Below are 18212 nucleotides of genomic sequence, written 5' to 3' on the forward strand. Positions count from 1 at the left end.
ACACCTCATATCCCTATAGCGAGCCAGTGCCAGGTTCACACCCAGCAGCACAAGCATGAATGGTTCTAAACCATCTCACGGTAACGATTCAACACTTCAAGGCCGTTCCGGGTGCATGCACCGCACCCTCCTCGACCACTACATGATAGCCAGCGCAGCAGCCGGCCTGCAGCCAGGCTCTGGCACCGACCTTTACACCTCCGGCAAGCTGTACGCCGACACCGAGGTGGGCGTAAGCGCCCAGCACCGCATCATGGTCAACGGTGGCGTTCGCGTTCACGATAGCACCCTGCCCCAGGATGGCACCTACGCCAACCATCGCCATCGCCATTACGGCAACGCCGCGCCCCACCTCGGCATCGTCGCTGACGAAGGCCCTTGGATGGACGACGGTCGCCAACGACAGCCCAGCAGACTCGATCAGCTGACTCCACCGTTCACGCAGGGCATTGTTGCCAACGGCGGCAATCGCTGCATTGCCAGAGCCAGCATGAGCGCTGAGATCATCAGGCTTGCCGACAAGCGGTATCCCATAAAGCTCGCTCAAGCCCGGCCAGCGATCGTCCAGAAAACGAACCGACTGCCACTGGCCGGATGCCAAAGCCGCCTCGGCAACGGCCCTGCCATGCCCCCCGGCTCCCAGTATCAGCAATGTGTTGTCGATCATTTAGGCTCCAAAGACCCGGCGTTGAACTTGATGGCCAGGAAGACCAGCGGAAGATAGGCCATCACCAATCCAATAGTTCCGTCCACGCCACCCAACCCGACCCACAGTGCGATGGGCAATAGCCATAACAGGTTGATCGCGGTCACCGCCAAGGTGACAGGCAAATGGCGACCGTAATGACGCGAGGCGTACTGATAAGCATGACTTCTGTGGGCCTCGTAAACCCGATCGCCACGTACTAGCCGACGCAGCAGGGTGAAGGTCGCGTCGACGACAAACACGCCGAGCAATATCAGCCAGGCCCACAGCAACTGAGGAAACGCAGCAGCAGCCTGCAAGGACAGAACACCGAGCGTAATGCCCAGAAAGCCACTGCCCGCATCGCCCATGAAAATACGAGCCGGAGGGAAATTCCAGATCAGAAAGCCGAGCACGGCGGCTGCCAGCGACAAGACGATAATCAGTGAGCCATCGGCATTTCCGAGCCAGACGTATAGCAAGGCTCCTCCAATACAAACGCAGATGGCCTCCACACTGGCGATACCGTCAATGCCGTCCATGAAGTTGTACAGGTTGAGCAACCAGACCAGATAGATGGCTGCCAGCACATGGCCGAACCAGCCTAGATCGACCACGGAGCCAAACAAACTGATTGCCGGCAGGCCACCCAGCCAGAAAAGCGCCCAGGTAGCGGCCGCAAAATGGCCGAGCAGCCGCCAGCGAGCCGCGATGTGCCCGTGATCGTCAAGAAAGCCAACCACAGCCACCAGCCCGCCTGCCCCGCCCAATGCAAAGGCTGTAGCACTGTCGACTCGACCAAGTAACGCTAGGCCGAACACGGCAAGGATGAAGCACACCACGATGGCCACACCGCCACCGCGAGGTGTAGGCACCGAGTGTGAGCTGCGTGCATTGGGGATATCCATCAGGCTGCTAGCCAGGGCGTAGCGCCTCAACAACCAGGTCAGCAGACAGGACGTGCTGGCGACTACCAGCAAAACAGTGATCAACAATTAATCTCTCCTAACCCCCGCCGCTCACGGCAGGCATTGCTGTTCAGCCAGCGTCGAAGGCAAGTGCCGTTTTGCGCAATGCATCATCGACGCTCACGGGCGGCGTCCACCCCAGCAGTTCTCGGGTTTTAGCGATGTCCACCTGCAAGGAACCACATAGCCGCTGAGCGATGGCGCGTCGGCCAAGCATTGCCGCACCGGCTTGCAGCAGAGTGGCTGGCACCGGGAGCAATCTTGCGGGTCGCCCAAGCGCGTTACCCATGCGCTGCAGCAGTTGAGTCGTGGATAGGTCCTCACCGTCACTGACCAGAAATGTCTGGTTGGCTGCCGCCGGGTGATCGATACAAGTGGCTATCAGATCCACGAGGTTGTCCACTGCAACCAGACTGCGCTTGTTTCCTGTAGCGCCAAGCGGCAGTGGTATGCCTTTGCGCAACCAGCTCATCATGCTGCGGAAGTTGGCTTTCACGCCCGGGCCGTAAACGAGCACGGGCCTGATGATCACCACCTGCATGCCGGTTTCGTTCGCCAGTGAGCGCAGGCCCTGCTCGGCCTCCATCTTGGATACGCCATAAGGGTCCTGGGGGGCGGGCGTATCGTCTGCCCGATAAGCATGCCCTGGCTGGGTGCCCTCGCCATTGACCTTGATCGAACTGATGAACACGAAGCGCTGCACGCCAGCTGCGGCCGCCTGCCTGGCAAGGCTCAGGGTGCCGTCAACGTTGGCCTTGCGAAATTCCACCAGAGGATCGGCGGCCGTATCGTTCATGACGTGAACGCGAGCTGCGCTGTGGATGACGACCGAAACGCCCTCGAGCGAGGTGGTCCAGTCCACATCTGCCGCCAGCCCACCTACCAGCGGGTTAACGACGCTCACTGGTGCCTGGGTCAAGGGGGAGCGCGAGGGGGCAATCAACTCGTGGCCTTCCTGATGCAAACGTTCGAGCAGTGTGCGGCCGACAAAACCACTGCCACCTGTAACCATTATTCGTTTCATGATTGCTTTCGATCCCTGCGCGTTCCCTGCCGGAACAGGCGCTCCAGATTAGAGAAGATCTTTTCCTTGGAGAACTGATCATCGTAATAGCGCTTACCTGCTTCCCCCATGGCAATACGTTCCTGCGAGGTCATAGCCGCCATGCGTTGCACGATGAGAGACAGGCCCTCCTGATCGCCAGAAGCGCAGGCGAGTCCTGCTCCCGACTCCTCGATGACACGTGCGGCCTCGCCACCAATCATCCCGAGCACAGGCTTGCCTGACGCCAGATAAGCCTGAACCTTGCCCGGAATGGTCTTGGCGAATACCTCGTTGGTCTTCAGCGAAACCAGTAGCGCATCCGCCGTGGCGAAAAGCCCCGGCATGGCATCCAGCGGGTGGCGACCAAGCAAAAGCACGTTGTCGAGGTTGCGTTGCGCGACCTCACGCTGCAGCCAATCGCTCATGCGGCCGTCCCCGACCAGCACCCAGCGGACCTTGACGGTGTCTCGCAGGGCCTGAGCCACCTCGAGAATCGCGGGAAAATCCTGCGCTTCGCCCAGATTGCCGGCGAACAGAATGGTGAATTCGTCCGGAGAGCGCGCCAGCAAAGGCGATGCCCCTTCAGGTAGCTCGTTGAATCCGTCTTCTGCCCAACTGGGGAAATACACCAGCCGCTCGTCATCGATAGGCCGGGTACAGTAAGAACGCACGCTATCCAGGAAAGCGCGTGATTGAAGCAGCAGGTAATCGGTACGGTTGTAGATCCAGGAAACCATCTTGCCCACTAATGCGAGGGCCCGGTCATCATGGACTACACCGACCGCGCGCAGGGTCTCCGGCCACAAATCCAGCACCCACACGCTGACTGGTGCCTTTTTCAGCCTGCCGATCACCAGAGCCGGAATGGCCGACATGATCGGCGAGACTGCATAGACGAAAACCCCATCGAATTCTCGGCCCCGCAGCTTCCAACTGCCCAGCAACGAACCACTGACTACGAACGACAGGTAGTTGAGAATAAGGGTGAGGCTGCGCTTGCCGCGCGGGATGAACGGTACGCGCACCACCTCCGCGCCGCGATAACTGGCGAATTGCTCCGGCGCCTCGCGATAAGCCTCGAATACCTGACCCTCAGGGTAATTCGGCAATGCCGTGAGCACAGTAACCTCATGCCCTCTACGCACCAGCTCTTCGGCCATGTCATTGACGCGCATGTTCTCGGGCCAGAAATACTGGCTGACGATCAATATCTTCAGTTTTCCCTCTCGCATGCGCGTCAGTCGTTCCGTTTCCATACCGTGCGCATCACGTAGTCGCGATAGCTATGAACGATCCGTACGACTTTGTCCGCTACATTGGGCATGCTGTAATCGGCAACCAAGCGCAGGCTGCGTTCGTCACCGCGGCCCTGGGACTCGAGTACCTGAAGCGCCTGCATCACTCGCTCTACCTCTAGCCCCACCATCATCACCGAGGCTTCTTCCATCCCCTCGGGACGCTCATGGGCCTCACGAATGTTCAGCGCAGGGAAGTTCAGAATCGAGGACTCTTCCGAAATGGTGCCGCTGTCGGACAACACAGCTTTGGCGCAGGCCTGCAGCTTGTTGTAATCCTTGAACCCCAGCGGTTTGAGCAGCCGCACATTGGGATGGAAGGTCACGCCCAATGCATCCACGCGTTTCTGGGTGCGGGGGTGGGTAGAAACGATGACCGGCATGCCGTAATGCGCAGCGACCTGGTTCAAGGTCTCGGCCAGTTTGCGGAAGTTCTTTTCCGAGTCGATGTTCTCTTCACGGTGCGCGCTGACGACGAAGAACTTGCCCTCCTCCAATCCAAGACGCTGAAGGACGTCGGAGGCGTCAATGCCTTCACGATAGTAGGTCAACACTTCGAACATCGGGCTGCCGGTCTTGATCACCATATCCGGTGATAACCCTTCACGCAGCAGGTAGTCGCGGGCAATGGTGCTATAGGTCAGGTTGATATCCGCCGTGTGATCGACGATCCGGCGGTTGATCTCTTCCGGCACACGCATATCGAAACAGCGGTTGCCTGCTTCCATATGGAAGGTGGGGATCTTGCGTCGCTTGGCTGGAATCACCGCCATGCAGCTATTGGTATCACCCAACACCAGCAACGCATCCGGTTGGACTTCAGCCAACACCTTATCGACCGCGATGATCACATTGCCGATGGTTTCTGCGCCCGTGGCGCCCGCGGCGTTGAGAAAATGGTCAGGCCGGCGAATACCCAGGTCGTCGAAGAAAATCTCGTTGAGCTCGTAATCGTAATTCTGACCGGTATGGATCAACACATGATCGCAATGCTCGTCCAGCTTGGCCATCACTCGGGCCAGGCGGATGATTTCGGGACGGGTGCCAACGACCGTGGCAACTTTCAGCTTTTTCATGGTTTCACCTGGCAGGCGTAGGTATCAGGGTGAGCGCGGTCGAAGATCTCATTCGCCCAGAGCATCACGATCATCTCGTCATCACCAACATTGGTAATGTCGTGTGTCCAGCCGGGCACGGTTTCAACGATCTCCGGCTTGTCGCCTTCCGTAATGAGTTCATGGAGCTCGCCGGAAACTATATGCCGGAAACCAAAACGGGCGCGGCCCTTGATGACCAGGAACTTCTCGGTCTTGGTGTGGTGATAATGACCGCCGCGCGTGATGCCGGGGTGAGCCGTGAAGAATGAGAATTGCCCACTGTCGGGGGTTTTCAGCATCTCGACGAACACACCACGCGGATCACCATACTTGGGAACTTCGTAGGTGAATCGCTCTGGAGGCAGGTAACTCAAATACGTCGAGTAAAGGGCACGCACGAAGCCTTCACCTACCCGATCCGTAATCAGGGTATTGCGACTTTCCTTGAAACCACGCAAACGATCAGCGATCTCGCCAACACTGACCCGGTATTGCGGTTCAACGTCAACGCCTTTGGTTTCTCCCGACATTAACGCAAGGAAGTGGGCAATGACGTCGTCGATATACACCAGAGTGATGACGGCTGCGGGGTCGTTGATCTGGATAGGCAGATCACGGGCAATGTTATGGCAGAACGTGGCCACCGCCGAGTTGTAGTTCGGCTTGGCCCATTTACCAAATACATTCGGCAAGCGCAGAAGATGCACAGCGCTGCCGTGCTGCTGTGCAAGTGCATGCAAGGCCTCTTCAGCTCCACGCTTGCTGACTCCGTAAGGGTTGTCCAGCGAGGCCTGGCTCGACGAGGTATATACAACCGGAATCTGCCGGCCGCTGGCTTCAATCGCCTTGCAAAGCTCAACGGTAAGCTCGGTGTTGCCCTCTCTGAACTCGGCAGGATCCTGAGGCCGATTCACGCCTGCCAAGTGGAAGACGAAGTCTGCCTGGGCAATACGCTCACCGAGCGTGCTCAGGTCGTCAGAACGGCCAAAAGTGAGAATCTCGACATCCTGGCGCTCCTTGAGATGAACGATCAGATTCTTGCCAACGAAACCATTAGCACCGGTGATCAGAACTTTCATGCTCACTCCTCGGGCGCCGCGTCTTCGCCGCGCTGAATGGCACGCATGAAATTCAACTTGAGCAACAGCTCCTGCATGCCCGGCACGTCCAGACGTTCTGTGTTGTGCGAGTTGTAATCTTCCGTGTGGGAGATGCGCTCTTCACCTTGCTCGACGAACTTGCTGTAGTTGAGATCACGCAGATCCGGCGGCACACGGTAGTACTCACCGCGATCTTCGGCGCAGGCCATCTCCTCGCGACTCAGCAGCGCTTCGTAAAGCTTCTCGCCATGGCGAGTGCCGATGACCTGGATGGGATGGTCGGGCTTGCCCAGCAGCGAGGTCAGCGCTTGCGCGAGCACCTCAACCGTTGCAGCCGGTGCTTTCTGTACGAACAGATCACCATTGCGGCCATGCTCGAACGCGTACAGAACCAGATCGACCGCATCAGCCAGGGTCATCATGAAACGGGTCATGTTCGGATCGGTGATAGACAGCGGCTTACCCGCGCGGATCTGATCGACGAACAGCGGGATCACCGAGCCACGTGATGCCATGACGTTACCGTAACGGGTACCGCAGATGACGGTGCTGGTTTCATCCAGGTTACGCGATTTGGCAACCATGACCTTTTCCATCATGGCCTTGGAAATACCCATGGCGTTGATTGGATAGACAGCCTTGTCGGTACTCAGGCAGACCACGCGCTTGACGCCATTCTGGATGGCAGCTTCGAGCAGATTCTCGGTACCCAGCACGTTGGTCTTTACAGCTTCCATCGGGTGGAACTCGCAAGACGGAACTTGCTTGAGGGCAGCCGCGTGGAAGATGTAATCGACACCACGGGTTGCATTCAACACGCTTTGATAATCGCGTACGTCACCGATATAAAACTTCAGTTTCGGGCTGGAGTAATGCTTACGCATGTCGTCCTGCTTCTTCTCATCCCGGCTGAAAATGCGAATTTCAGCGATGTCGGTGTCGAGAAAGCGCTTGAGCACGGCATTACCGAAGGAGCCCGTACCACCGGAAATGAGCAGTTTCTTTCCATTGAACATATGCAATCCTGAGATCTGAATGCGAAGCAGCCTAGCGGCGGCCTTGCAGGGCTGAATAAATAGAGTCACGTTTCTGCTGTGCGGTGGGGTAACTGATCAGCACCGCACGATATGGGCCTTTGAACACGAAAAAACTACCTGCAGCGACGCCCACAACCCCGCAGGCAGCGACCACCTTGTGCATATCGTCGAGGCTACCTCCCCCGCCTAGCACCGTGAGTGGCACGGTCAGCACCTCACGCAAGTGAGCAGCCAGCGCTAAGTCATAGCCTTTCATCTTTCCGTCGTTATCGATGGAGTTGATGACGATTTCGCCCGCCCCGAGCTTTTCCATCTCCAAGGCTACATCGACGACGCTACGTTTTGTGTTGCGAGTGCCATTGTGCGTCCAGACGTCCTGAGTCTTGCCCAGCAACCGCTGCTTGTGATCAAGCACCACGACAACACTTTGGCGACCGATCTCAGCGGCGATTTCACTGATAAGGCCCGGGTTGGCCAGCGCAGCGGAGCTGATGGCTACCTTCTCGACACCTAGCGCAATGATGCGCTTGGCCTGCTCGGCAGTGCGCACGCCGCCACCGTAGCAAAGCGGCATTCTGCACTCCGACGCAAGGTGGGCGATCTGCTGATAGTCCGGCTCACGATCATGGGCACTGGCATCGATATCGATGACGATGAGTTCGTCCGCTTCCTTCTCATTGAAGATCTTCACGGCATTGATCGGATCGCCGACGTATTTGGGATCCTTGAATCGCACGGTCTTGACCAGACCGCTATCCTGGATCAACAAGCAAGGGATGATACGTGGTCTCAACATTTCACAATTCCGCGAAGTTCTTCAGCAAGTCGACACCGCAGTGGTGGCTCTTCTCGGGATGGAACTGCACCCCATACACGTTGTTCGAGGCAACGGAACAACTGAAACTGGCACCATAAGTCGCAGTCGCAGCGATATGCGCAGGCTCAGTGCACTCGAAAAAGTACGAGTGAAGGAAATAGAACAACCAGCTTTCCTGTTGGCCCTTGAACAGAGGGCTGCCAGGAGCAGGCTGTACATCATTCCAGCCCATGTGGGGCAATGCCAGCTCGCTCGATTCAGGTACCGAATGGAAGTTGCGCACTCGACCCGGGATCCAGCCCAAACCAGGTAGCACACCCTCGTCACTGGATTCGGCGAGCATTTGCATGCCTACGCAAATGCCTAGCACAGGAATGCCCTGGCCAAGAATCATGTCATCGAGCGTCTGCCGCATGCCTGACGCGTTCAGGCGCTGCATCGCATGGTCAAATGCGCCCACGCCGGGCAGGATCAGCTTGCTGGCACCGGTCAGCTGATCAGCATTGGTCGCTACCGTGACCGGTATATGCAGTCGCTTGTAGACGTTTACGAAGGCCTGAATATTACCCAGACCGTAGTCGATGATGGTGATCATCTGAAAAGCCTTCTCTCCAATCCGAGGGCGCTCATTACACGCGAACCGATACCGATTAGAAAGCGCTTGTTCTTGTAATCCTTATACGTTTTGTTTTCTCCCTCGAAAATCGCCTGCAATTCCGCGACCGACAGCCCCAATTTGTTGGCCACGAACTCGAATTCAGTTTTCAGGAACTGCTCATCCATCTCCGGCTTGGCAATACGCTCCAGAGCTTGGTCACGAGTCATTTGCCCGGTCATGATCAGGCTGGAGAAATGCGCGCGGCGCTTCTCATAACCGAATTTGCGCGGCATCCAGTAGTCTTCGTAGAAGCGCGTGAAGCGGGACTCGTGGTGCTTGTGCTGGAACTTCTGCCAACCGAAACGGCGTTCGAGCTCGGCTTCAGCCTCTTTCTTGACGTACGGCACCAGATTCAGCGGCTTGACGATCTCCATGCCCAGCACTCGCTGATAGAGGATCTTGTAGGTCATGATATCGACCAGCGGGAAGGTCTTGAGCGGACGCTTGCCGAAGCGCTTGTGGATGTCCGCGAACAACGTCTTGTCGATGCCCGGATAGCCGCCCCACTCTTCAGGCTCGCGGCAGCACTCGGTCGAATAGTTACCACCGGTCAATACGTACTTGATGCCATGCTTGCGTGCGAACTTATACAGGCCGGAAAAAAAGGCGGCATCCTGGGGTAGATCCTGGTCTGCAATCTGCGAACGCAGGAATGCCACCTGCAGATCCTTCATCTCCTCCCAGTTGATGACTTCGGTGTAGAGATCCAGACCAAGCCCATCCACCAGTTTTTCGATATTGCCAACCGCTTGGTCAGTATTCCAGCCTGCATCCACATGGAATAGCAATGGCCGCAATCCCATTTTCTCTTTGGCGATGTAAGCCGCATACGAGCTATCGAGGCCGCCACTCAGCCCAATGATACAATCGAAATCCTTACCTTCACCTTGTTTCTTTATCTTTGCCGCGAGATTTGCAAGCTCGGCCTCCCCGCGTGCATCGGGGTGCCAGTTAGGTGCAATTTCAGCTTTGAAATTATTGCAGTATTCGCATACTCCTTCAGGGTCAAAAGAGATACGTGGATCACTAGTGTCCATTATGCAATTACGGCAGATTGCACGTGACGATTGATTGGTCGACATATAATTAGCCTTTTTTCACTAACTGAATTACTTCAGCATATTGATTAGCTTGAGCTCGCCTTGAAAGACCTTTCGCGAAATCCGAGACGAAGCTATCTTTCCTCACATAGAAGTCCTCATCAAGGAAGGCATTCAAAAATACATCGGAATGAATTCCAACTACATGAGACTCGCTAGCACTAACCAAAAATGAGCCAGCAAGAGTTTGAGAAGATATATCCGCAACGATAGGACGACCGGAACCAAGATACTCGAATAGTTTAGTGGTCAAAATACCCTGAGCACTGAGTGTGCCCTGCGAAGATGTCTCAGAAAACAGCAAGTAATCCGCTGCAACTACAAGCTTCAGAGACTCTATGTACGGGACTGCATCGTAGAATGAAAATGCTCCTTGAATGCTTGGATAACTACTTGACAGAGCAGCCTTGATCAAATCAGCACCGCCATAAAACTCAAACCTGAGTTTCTCAAAGGCGGGTAGATTGACCTCACGCAGGCGCACAAGCGCTTTCATAACGTTATGCGGCACTCGTCCAGGCGATACAATTCCCATATAGCGAATGACGGTTAAATCCGAATCAAACGACGTAACTTTACTACGAGCAGCATCCAAAACCTCATGATCGTAGCCGTTCATTATCGTGGTGACTTCAGGAGTCATACCGCGATAATAGGAGCTCATCGGTTCAGAAATCGCAACAACATGATCAGAGTTCCTAACCAGCCACTTATCAAATCTTAACTCCAACCACTTTGCAAAAGCCCCACCAGGCATCTCATGGCACTCACTGAAGTGATCCCTATAATCTAGAATACAGGGAACACCGAATCTTTTTTTGCATATTACAGCTGCGAGAATCATGGGCCACGGCGGAGCAGACCCGATTACAACGTCTGCAGACTCCAATGCAAGCTTCACTTCAGGACTTAATGATGGCTTCAGGAAAGCGAGCGCGAAGGGTAAGCGGGGGTCAGGTATCTGGCCTAGTATCTTTAGGACAAAATCTTTGATTCGCCGCTTTAAGGACGGTGCTTTTGTATACATCGGCTCAAAAACACCATCAGTCGCGCTTGATACTTTTTTTCTACCAAAACCATCCAGCTCGATGACATTGACCCCTTTAGGATAAACCTCCGTAAATCTACCGTCAGAAGCAGTTTTTTTAGTTGTAATAACTGTAACAGAGTTACCATCCGAAGCGAGATACTTAGAAATCGCCTCAACACGCTTAGCCCCTGAGCTATTTACAGGTGGAAAATAGTGCACGATAAAAACAACATTCATAAAATAACCTCAGAAATATCTATATAAGCGGCGAATCATGCAGCCTTTATCTTGGGGCACAATAAATCCGGAGAAACAGCGCATGGAACAGTATGTATAGAAAGCCATTACTCATAAGCATTCCAATCAAAGAAGCAGAATATAGTGTCAAAGCAAACACGGGCCATAGCGACTTGAAGGCGATATCACTTGACAGCCTGAACCATCTGAAAACCTGACCGATAAGAAAGGAAAAGCAAAAAATGCCAACCCAGCCAAAATTAACATAGGCGTCAGATACAAAAACAGCATTAGCGTTCGCAATCTCATTCCAACTTCCAAACTGGTGCTGAAAAACATATCGTTCTATATTAATCCTATCCATACCTGAAATTAGTGACAGGAGGGTACTGGTAGCCCCCATCAGAAATTCTCCTTTGAAAATCTCGGAATGCACCAACAAAGTATCAGTAGCCGTAAAAAGCGGCACTGCAAATATGCGCCAAAACAAATAATCCATGCCACCAACCGGCAGATACTTAGAAGAAAAATAATAATCCAGCTTTACACCCTCACTCACTAAAGCGGTTGACGCGTCCCCGAGCGAAAGAAAAACAGCAGCTACCAAAATAAGAGGTATACCAAACAAGCAACCTAAAAACATACGAAGTGAAAGTCGACCCGTTATTGCAAAGCAAACTAAGACAGGCAAAAAAATATTGAGAAAAAGAGCTTTCTGCAAAAAACTGACGCAAAATGCAAAGGACATCAAAAACAAAAAATGCCTATATCTATTATTGTCCCTATACATTAGAACTAAACTATAAGGAATAAGCACTGTTGTAAAAATTGTACTCAAGTACAACAGCATTGATTCCGCACCTGTACGTCCTTTGAAAAAATCCCCTCTTTCCTGGCTTAAAGCATCTGCACTGGCGCCCAACAACGCACTATATAGCGGTATAGATTGAGCAGTATAAAACGTGTAGGCAGCAAAAACTAAAAAAAACGCCCACACCACAGAATTAAAAAAAGAGCTACTAATAACTATTCGACGCGCACCTTCAGAGAACTGACCATCAATTAATGGAGTGAAATACCCAACTATTAGTATGATAATGGAGAAAAAAGTCAGCCCCGATAGTTTTATAAAAAACTCATCCACTGAGAAAAACATGAAAAGAAAAAACGGGATGATGCAATAAGTAACACCAATAAACAAAACAAAAACAAAAAAACCAAACCCAGGAAAGAAAAGCCTCTCAGCTAGATTTTTTAAAATCAACATATCTATATCTCTAAGAGGCAGAGGCAGAAGTCAGTTATCGAGCGTTAGAGACCAATACATCTATAATTTTAGATGCTGTGTCACCCCGACCATATATAAACTCACTGAAATCGTATTTCTTGGAAGAGTTTATAGCATCCTTTATCAACTCAGCAGAATCACCAACCAAAACGTTAACACCTTTCTTCACAAGCTCGACCCACTCCGTTTCATTGCGCATAGTTACACAATATTTTTTATGGAAATATGCCTCTTTTTGTACACCACCTGAATCAGTAGCTATTAATCTACAATTAGCCTCCAGCCAGTTCATTTCGAGATAGCCGACCGGGCTCACTACTCGGACATTATCTGGTATTGATATTGACAACGAGTCGAGCTTCTTTCGGGTGCGAGGGTGCATGGGTAAAATCACGGGCAATTTAGAGCTGCCCAGCCCCAAAAGGATATTTCTAATTCTAACTTCAGAGTCAGTATTCTCAGCCCTGTGAACAGTGCAGAGAATAAATTCGTCAACCTCGAACCCACCGAGATCGAACCAACTAGGCTTAACAGCACGGTCCAAATAAAAAACTGTCGCATCGTACATTACATCGCCAACAACATGGATTTTTTTGTCAGCAATACCTTCCCTCAAAAGGTTTTCTTCAGCCACTTTAGTGGGAGAGAAGAGAAGCGACGACACATGATCGGTCAGAACACGATTAATTTCTTCGGGCATTGCACGATTGAATGAGCGCAGCCCAGCTTCAATATGCGCAATTGGAATATGAAGCTTAGCAGCAGCAAGTGCACCAGCAAGCGTGCTGTCAGTATCACCGTACACTAAAACCCAGTCTGGCTTTTCGGCAACCATCAACTCTTCAAGCTTTTCCAACATGCGCCCTGTGTTTTGCCCATGCGTGCCACCGCCAACAGCAAGATTGTAGGAGGGCTGAGGGATACTTAACTCACTAAAAAAAACATCTGACATATCGTTATCATAATGCTGCCCCGTGTGTACAAGAACCTCTTCAATGCCGTGCAATAAAAAAGCACGAGAAAGAACTGCCGCTTTTATAAACTGGGGCCTAGCCCCAACCACAGTAAGGACTTTCATTTAACCTCCAACGAGTTTCGATCAATCAAAATTAAAGTCACGACAACACTTACAGCATAGAAAAAAAACATCAAAATGCTGTAGATTAATATCGAAACAGAAAAACCAACCTGATAAATACCACAAGCAACGAGACAGCCCAAGACAACTATTAGCCGACAAAGATCCCAAATCAACTGAACATCTTGCCGTCCAATTACATTGAGAGTCTGACTTAATGGAGAGGCCACAAACTGCCCTAGAAAGAAAGGCGCCAAGACTATTACTAGAGCAGATATCCCGAACCACTCACCACCAAATATAAATTCTGCATAATAAAAAAGTATTAGCGTTGACACGGCAATCAAAGGCAACCCGGCCAACACTAAATTCCGAAGAGATTTTATGTAGAATTTTTTTGCTTCAGCTGGATCTCGCTGTAATATTCTTGGTAGCTCAGCCAAATAAACGTTTGCGATAGCAGCTCCTAGAAATGCCATAGGCACTCCCATGGCTCGCTGAGTCAGCGCAAAAAGACCTGCTTCTCCGACTGACCAGAAATAAATAATAAGAAAAGGCAGGGAGTTGGTAGCGGCTGTGTTCAGGGTGCTCGCGGAAGCGGAGAATTTGGGAAATCTTATATATTTCCGGCACAACACAAGCAGCCTCAAAAAACTTGGAAACTTAAATCCTTTCAAGGCACGATATAGAATCTCAAAACTTCCTAAAGCCTGACTAAAAACATAACTCAGTATAAGAGCGCCACCGCCTAGTGAAAAAATGCCCGAAAGGACTTGCAAAACTGCCTGTCCGGAGCTTCTGCTCACATTAGCCTTAGATAGTAAGTAAAAATCTTTTTCCTTAATCGAATAGTAGGTGGCAACTTGGAAAGAACCAGCAAAAAAAACGGCCAAAGGTAAGAGCCAAAAGTAAGCGTCCGCATGGTAGAAATCAAAAGCCCACAACAAAAACAAAGAAACCGCAACGAGAAGGGACATGGCAAACAATATATAAAGACACAAAACCGTTAATTCTAGTGAATGCTTTTTCGTTGAGACCTGTGGTATAGCAAATTCATACTTTAAAGATGAAAAAGAAATCAAAATTGTCAAAATCGCAACAAAAGCGCCCAGCACACCAAAGTCACTAGGCGAAAACAACCTGCTCAATAGAGGTGTTACTGCGAATGTAATGCCCTGAGCTAAGACAGTGCCCCCAAACATCACCGCTATCGAACGCGCCACTATTGAGTTGAATTGACTAAAAATATTAAGCTTCATTTTGATAGAGCTTTTACTATCAAACCAATATGTTCCTCCAACATATAAGGATGCATAGGCAAGCTCAACACTTTCTGTGAAAGTTTGTCACCGATCGGAAGATACTTCTCATTAGCAACAGCAGGCTGCTTGTTCAATGGTATAGGGTAATGTACGGCAGTTGGTACACCCTCACTCTTTAGCCTATGCTGCAAGGCCTCACGCTCTTCAACACATATCGTATATTGAGCATAAGCACTTATATTATGGGGTTCAATATAGGGTGTTTTTATTTCATATGGTGCCAGCAGCTCACTATAAGAAGCGGCGACATTCAGACGAGCAGCTAATTCATCAGGAAAGATATCGAGCTTCGGTAGTAAAATGGCGGCCTGCAGTGTGTCAAGACGACTGTTTACCCCTACACGCACATGATGATAGCGGCGGTCTTGTCCGTGGCGGGCTATTTGGCGAAGTACTTTGGCGAGTTCATCATCGTTTGTAAAAATAGCTCCACCATCACCATAGCAGCCTAACGGCTTGCTCGGAAAGAAACTCGTACAAGCGATAGTCGATAGATTACACGAGCGACGCCCTTTGTAAGTAGCACCGAAACTCTGTGCCGCATCCTCGATGACGGGAATGCCGTGTTTCTTCGCTATGGCATTAATGGCATCGAAGTCGGCACATTGCCCATACAGCGACACTGGGATGATCGCTTTGGTGCGAGGTGTAATAGCTGCCTCCAACAATTGCGGATCAAGGTTATAGGTACGCGGGCAGACGTCAACGTATACCGGTTTGGCTCCCAACAGTGCGACAGTTTCCGCCGTGGCGATGTAGGTAAAACCAGGGGTGATGACTTCATCTCCTGGGCCAATCCCGAGGGCCATCTGCGCGATCTGAAGCGCGTCGGTACCATTCGCCACGCTGATACAGTATTTGGCACCAACGAAATCGGCGAGTCGCTCCTCTAATTCAGAGACCTCAGGGCCGAGGATGTACTGCCCATGGGCTAGCACGCGCTGAATGGCAGCATCGATCCTATCCTTGATCAGTGCCTGCTGCGCTTTGAGGTCGATGAAATCGATCATTACAGATTTTCCTTGGAGAGAGTGTTGCCGTTAAGAACGTAGCGGGCGCCACTGTATTCACAGGTGGCTGCACCCTCACCCGTGACGGGCAAGGGCAGTTGTTCACCGTATTCACTCATCCAGCCGATCTGACGCGCGGGAACCCCCACCATCAGGGCATAAGCTGGAACATCCTTGTTGACGACCGCTCCGGCACCAATGAAGGCGTACTCGCCAATCACCACCCCACACACAATCGTGCAGTTGGCGCCTAGCGTCGCACCCTTTTTCACCAACGTGTTGCGATATTCGCTTTTGCGCTCTATCAACGAACGCGGATTGTAGACATTGGTGAACACCATGCTCGGACCACAGAACACACCTTCTTCAAGAGATACGTTGTCATAGACCGAGACATTATTCTGGATCTTGCAATTATCGGCGATGACCACTTTGTTGCCGACGAATACATTTTGACCAAGAGAAACACCGGCACCGATGCGTGCCCCCGAACAGATGTGCACGAAGTGCCAAACGCGTGAGTCCTGACCAATTTGTGCACCGTCATCAACTATTGCGGAGGGATGTTTATAGTAATTCATAGTTATTGGTGATCTTTAAGTAAGAGGGCCAAGTCCGATGCTACGAAACGCCCATAGTGCCTAGCACCTGTTTCATTGAGATGATGAGCGTCCATATACATTAGCTCGCCTTGATCGAACGGTGCATTCGCGAAAAAGGTTGAGCCGGAATAGTCGACAAACTGTGCGCCTGGAAATTTCGTGACCAGCTCCTTGATCTGCTGATTTGCATGTCTCCACTCCGCGTCCTCGTGGACTGCGACGGACAACCCCAGTGCTTCAAAGTGGCGAGCCCTCAGAAGATTGCCGTCGAACATGGGTATCTGCGCAAGGACAATGACTTTCTTACCCTCGGCAACCGAGCTGCTCACGAAGGACGCGATAGCACTGAGAAACCGCTGGCTTCCGAAGTGCCACCGCCATTTACCTGCTAGCACGATTACTTTGAAATCACTTAACGAATCCTGTACAGCCTTGATCTGGTGGCGGCAGTCCTCTTGAGCGTAGTCAGGAAGACGCTCGACATCGAAGTCAGGTACAGGCACGCAACTGCTGCCAGTGATTAGCTTCACAGAGAAACCTTCGGCCTGGCCTGCGACATCGAAGAAATAATTGAGCTGGGCGCCGTGGCTGTCGCCAATAACCAACGCCTCTGGAGGTATGTGCTTGTCTCCCCGAACACAATTGCCCACCAAGCGTCCATGGCATATTTCTTCTGGTATTGCATACCGCGCCATAGCCGCGGGAACTTCCGCTTGCGGTCCGGAACCCAAGCGCGGCGAAGCCACCATGACCAGCACACACAGCGACGCCATGGCAGCGGCTATGCCAAAGCCCGACGCCGTCAACTTCAAACGTCTCGCGGGCGTCTCTATCCAGCGCAATGAAATCACGGAGATGATCAATGTCATTGCCACGATTACAACCACCGGCAACCATGAAAGCTCGTAACCTCCAGTGTAATAACGATAAATGGCAAGCAGCGGCCAATGCCACAAATAGATGGAATACGACAAGCCACCGACCCAAACAGCGGCGCGGTGAGACAATAGAATATTGATCCAGCCGTTGCGTGCGGCGATCAAGAGAGCTGTGCCTAGACAAGGTAATAGCGCCCAGAGGCCGGGAAATCTACCTTGGTCGACTACGGTGAAGCCCGCGATGAGCAGAACAAGACCTACTCCACCAGCAGCGGTGGCTAGAGCAATAGACCAACTTCGCCCCAGCGATAAGACCGCCAGCAAAGCCCCGATCAAAAACTCGCCGGCCCGGCCAATAGATGAAAAATAAGCGTGCGTGGCTTGATCTGCTAAAAGCTGGTACTGCGAGTACCCTAACGTGACGACTATTAAAAACGCTAGAGCTAGCGCTCGGTAGCGGACGGGAGTCAAACCAAAAAAGAGTGGAAAAAACAAATAGAACTGCATCTCGATGGCCAAGGACCACGTATGCAACAGAGGCAGTTCATGGCTTGCAGGCGCGAAATAACTACCGAAATCGGAAAAATAAAAATTGCTGTAGAAGCCCAGAGCGGAACCTAGGCTGTCTTGGTATATGTCGAAGTCAGGAGGCAGAAACATCCAGGCTGCCAATAAGGTAACCAAGGTCAGCATGACCAGATAGGCCGGCACAATTCTGCGTGCGCGTGCCCAGTAGAACAGCTTCCAATCGACAGCATCGCCTTGCTTCAACAACATTGACGTGATGATGAAGCCGGATATGACCAGAAACATATCAACGCCGGTAAAGCCTGAAGGCAGCCAATCCTTTTCGATATGGAACACCAAGACAGCCAGCACCGCCAATGCACGAAGCCCCTGAACATCGCGCCGAACATCGCGCGCAGAAGAGCGGCTGATTGTCTTGGTATTAAACATCGGAAATA

The 18212-nt window shown here is 52.0% G+C and carries 17 protein-coding genes; all 17 read right to left on the reverse strand.

All coding sequences use genetic code 11. From position 1 onward, the window contains the following. Positions 1-88: 88 nt before the first annotated feature. The 17 genes from FHR27_RS09580 to FHR27_RS09660 are packed head-to-tail and all read right to left on the reverse strand — an operon-like array spanning position 89 to position 18204. Positions 89-667 carry an acetyltransferase gene (locus FHR27_RS09580; RefSeq protein WP_042554007.1) on the reverse strand — a complete coding sequence of 193 codons (579 nt, stop codon included), beginning with the start codon at positions 665-667 and terminating at the stop codon, positions 89-91. Continuing rightward, positions 664-1674, reverse strand: a complete 1011-nt coding sequence (locus tag FHR27_RS09585) for an MraY family glycosyltransferase (protein WP_373565150.1) — start codon at positions 1672-1674, stop codon at positions 664-666. Before FHR27_RS09585 ends, FHR27_RS09580 begins: the two co-directional genes overlap by 4 nt. Positions 1675-1723: 49 nt before the next feature. Next, positions 1724-2677: a UDP-glucose 4-epimerase family protein gene (locus FHR27_RS09590; protein WP_084307843.1), complete on the reverse strand. Its 954-nt coding sequence runs from the start codon at positions 2675-2677 to the stop codon at positions 1724-1726. Then, positions 2674-3930: a glycosyltransferase family 4 protein gene (locus FHR27_RS09595; protein WP_179540075.1), complete on the reverse strand. Its 1257-nt coding sequence runs from the start codon at positions 3928-3930 to the stop codon at positions 2674-2676. The genes FHR27_RS09590 and FHR27_RS09595 overlap by 4 nt, the downstream gene beginning before the upstream one ends. 5 nt (positions 3931-3935) lie before the next feature. Then, complete coding sequence (gene wecB / locus FHR27_RS09600) at positions 3936-5069, reverse strand: non-hydrolyzing UDP-N-acetylglucosamine 2-epimerase (protein WP_042554003.1); 1134 nt, start codon at positions 5067-5069, stop codon at positions 3936-3938. Then, on the reverse strand, positions 5066-6169 hold the full coding sequence (gene wbjC, locus FHR27_RS09605) for a UDP-2-acetamido-2,6-beta-L-arabino-hexul-4-ose reductase (RefSeq protein WP_179538452.1): 1104 nt from the start codon (positions 6167-6169) through the stop codon (positions 5066-5068). Before wbjC ends, wecB (FHR27_RS09600) begins: the two co-directional genes overlap by 4 nt. 2 nt (positions 6170-6171) lie before the next feature. Then, complete coding sequence (locus FHR27_RS09610) at positions 6172-7206, reverse strand: polysaccharide biosynthesis protein (protein WP_042554001.1); 1035 nt, start codon at positions 7204-7206, stop codon at positions 6172-6174. Positions 7207-7237: 31 nt separating this feature from the next. Then, positions 7238-8023, reverse strand: a complete 786-nt coding sequence (locus tag FHR27_RS09615; protein ID WP_179538453.1) for an AglZ/HisF2 family acetamidino modification protein — start codon at positions 8021-8023, stop codon at positions 7238-7240. A 1-nt stretch (position 8024) separates the two neighbouring features. After that, positions 8025-8639, reverse strand: a complete 615-nt coding sequence (gene hisH / locus FHR27_RS09620; RefSeq protein WP_042553999.1) for an imidazole glycerol phosphate synthase subunit HisH — start codon at positions 8637-8639, stop codon at positions 8025-8027. Next, entirely contained in the window at positions 8636-9784 is a 1149-nt protein-coding gene (locus FHR27_RS09625) for an N-acetyl sugar amidotransferase (RefSeq protein WP_179538454.1), read from the reverse strand. Before FHR27_RS09625 ends, hisH begins: the two co-directional genes overlap by 4 nt. Before the next feature lie 4 nt (positions 9785-9788). Beyond that, positions 9789-11069 (reverse strand): glycosyltransferase, encoded by a 1281-nt coding sequence (locus FHR27_RS09630; RefSeq protein ID WP_179538455.1) that lies wholly within the window; start codon positions 11067-11069, stop codon positions 9789-9791. A 46-nt stretch (positions 11070-11115) separates the two neighbouring features. Beyond that, the gene (locus tag FHR27_RS09635; protein WP_179538456.1) at positions 11116-12336 is read right to left on the reverse strand and encodes a hypothetical protein; all 1221 of its coding nucleotides are present in this window, start codon (positions 12334-12336) and stop codon (positions 11116-11118) included. A 34-nt stretch (positions 12337-12370) separates the two neighbouring features. Beyond that, on the reverse strand, positions 12371-13435 hold the full coding sequence (gene wecB / locus FHR27_RS09640; RefSeq protein WP_179538457.1) for a non-hydrolyzing UDP-N-acetylglucosamine 2-epimerase: 1065 nt from the start codon (positions 13433-13435) through the stop codon (positions 12371-12373). Beyond that, positions 13432-14694, reverse strand: a complete 1263-nt coding sequence (locus FHR27_RS09645) for an oligosaccharide flippase family protein (protein ID WP_179538458.1) — start codon at positions 14692-14694, stop codon at positions 13432-13434. Before FHR27_RS09645 ends, wecB (FHR27_RS09640) begins: the two co-directional genes overlap by 4 nt. Continuing rightward, positions 14691-15767 carry a DegT/DnrJ/EryC1/StrS family aminotransferase gene (locus tag FHR27_RS09650; protein ID WP_179538459.1) on the reverse strand — a complete coding sequence of 359 codons (1077 nt, stop codon included), beginning with the start codon at positions 15765-15767 and terminating at the stop codon, positions 14691-14693. Before FHR27_RS09650 ends, FHR27_RS09645 begins: the two co-directional genes overlap by 4 nt. Further along, positions 15767-16348 (reverse strand): UDP-2-acetamido-3-amino-2,3-dideoxy-D-glucuronate N-acetyltransferase, encoded by a 582-nt coding sequence (gene wbpD / locus FHR27_RS09655; RefSeq protein WP_179538460.1) that lies wholly within the window; start codon positions 16346-16348, stop codon positions 15767-15769. Before wbpD ends, FHR27_RS09650 begins: the two co-directional genes overlap by 1 nt. Before the next feature lie 2 nt (positions 16349-16350). Further along, the gene (locus FHR27_RS09660; RefSeq protein ID WP_179538461.1) at positions 16351-18204 is read right to left on the reverse strand and encodes an acyltransferase family protein; all 1854 of its coding nucleotides are present in this window, start codon (positions 18202-18204) and stop codon (positions 16351-16353) included. Between the last annotated feature and the right edge of the window lie 8 nt (positions 18205-18212).

This window comes from Pseudomonas flavescens, assembly GCF_013408425.1.
In the GTDB taxonomy this organism is placed as follows: Bacteria; Pseudomonadota; Gammaproteobacteria; order Pseudomonadales; family Pseudomonadaceae; genus Aquipseudomonas; species Aquipseudomonas fulva_A.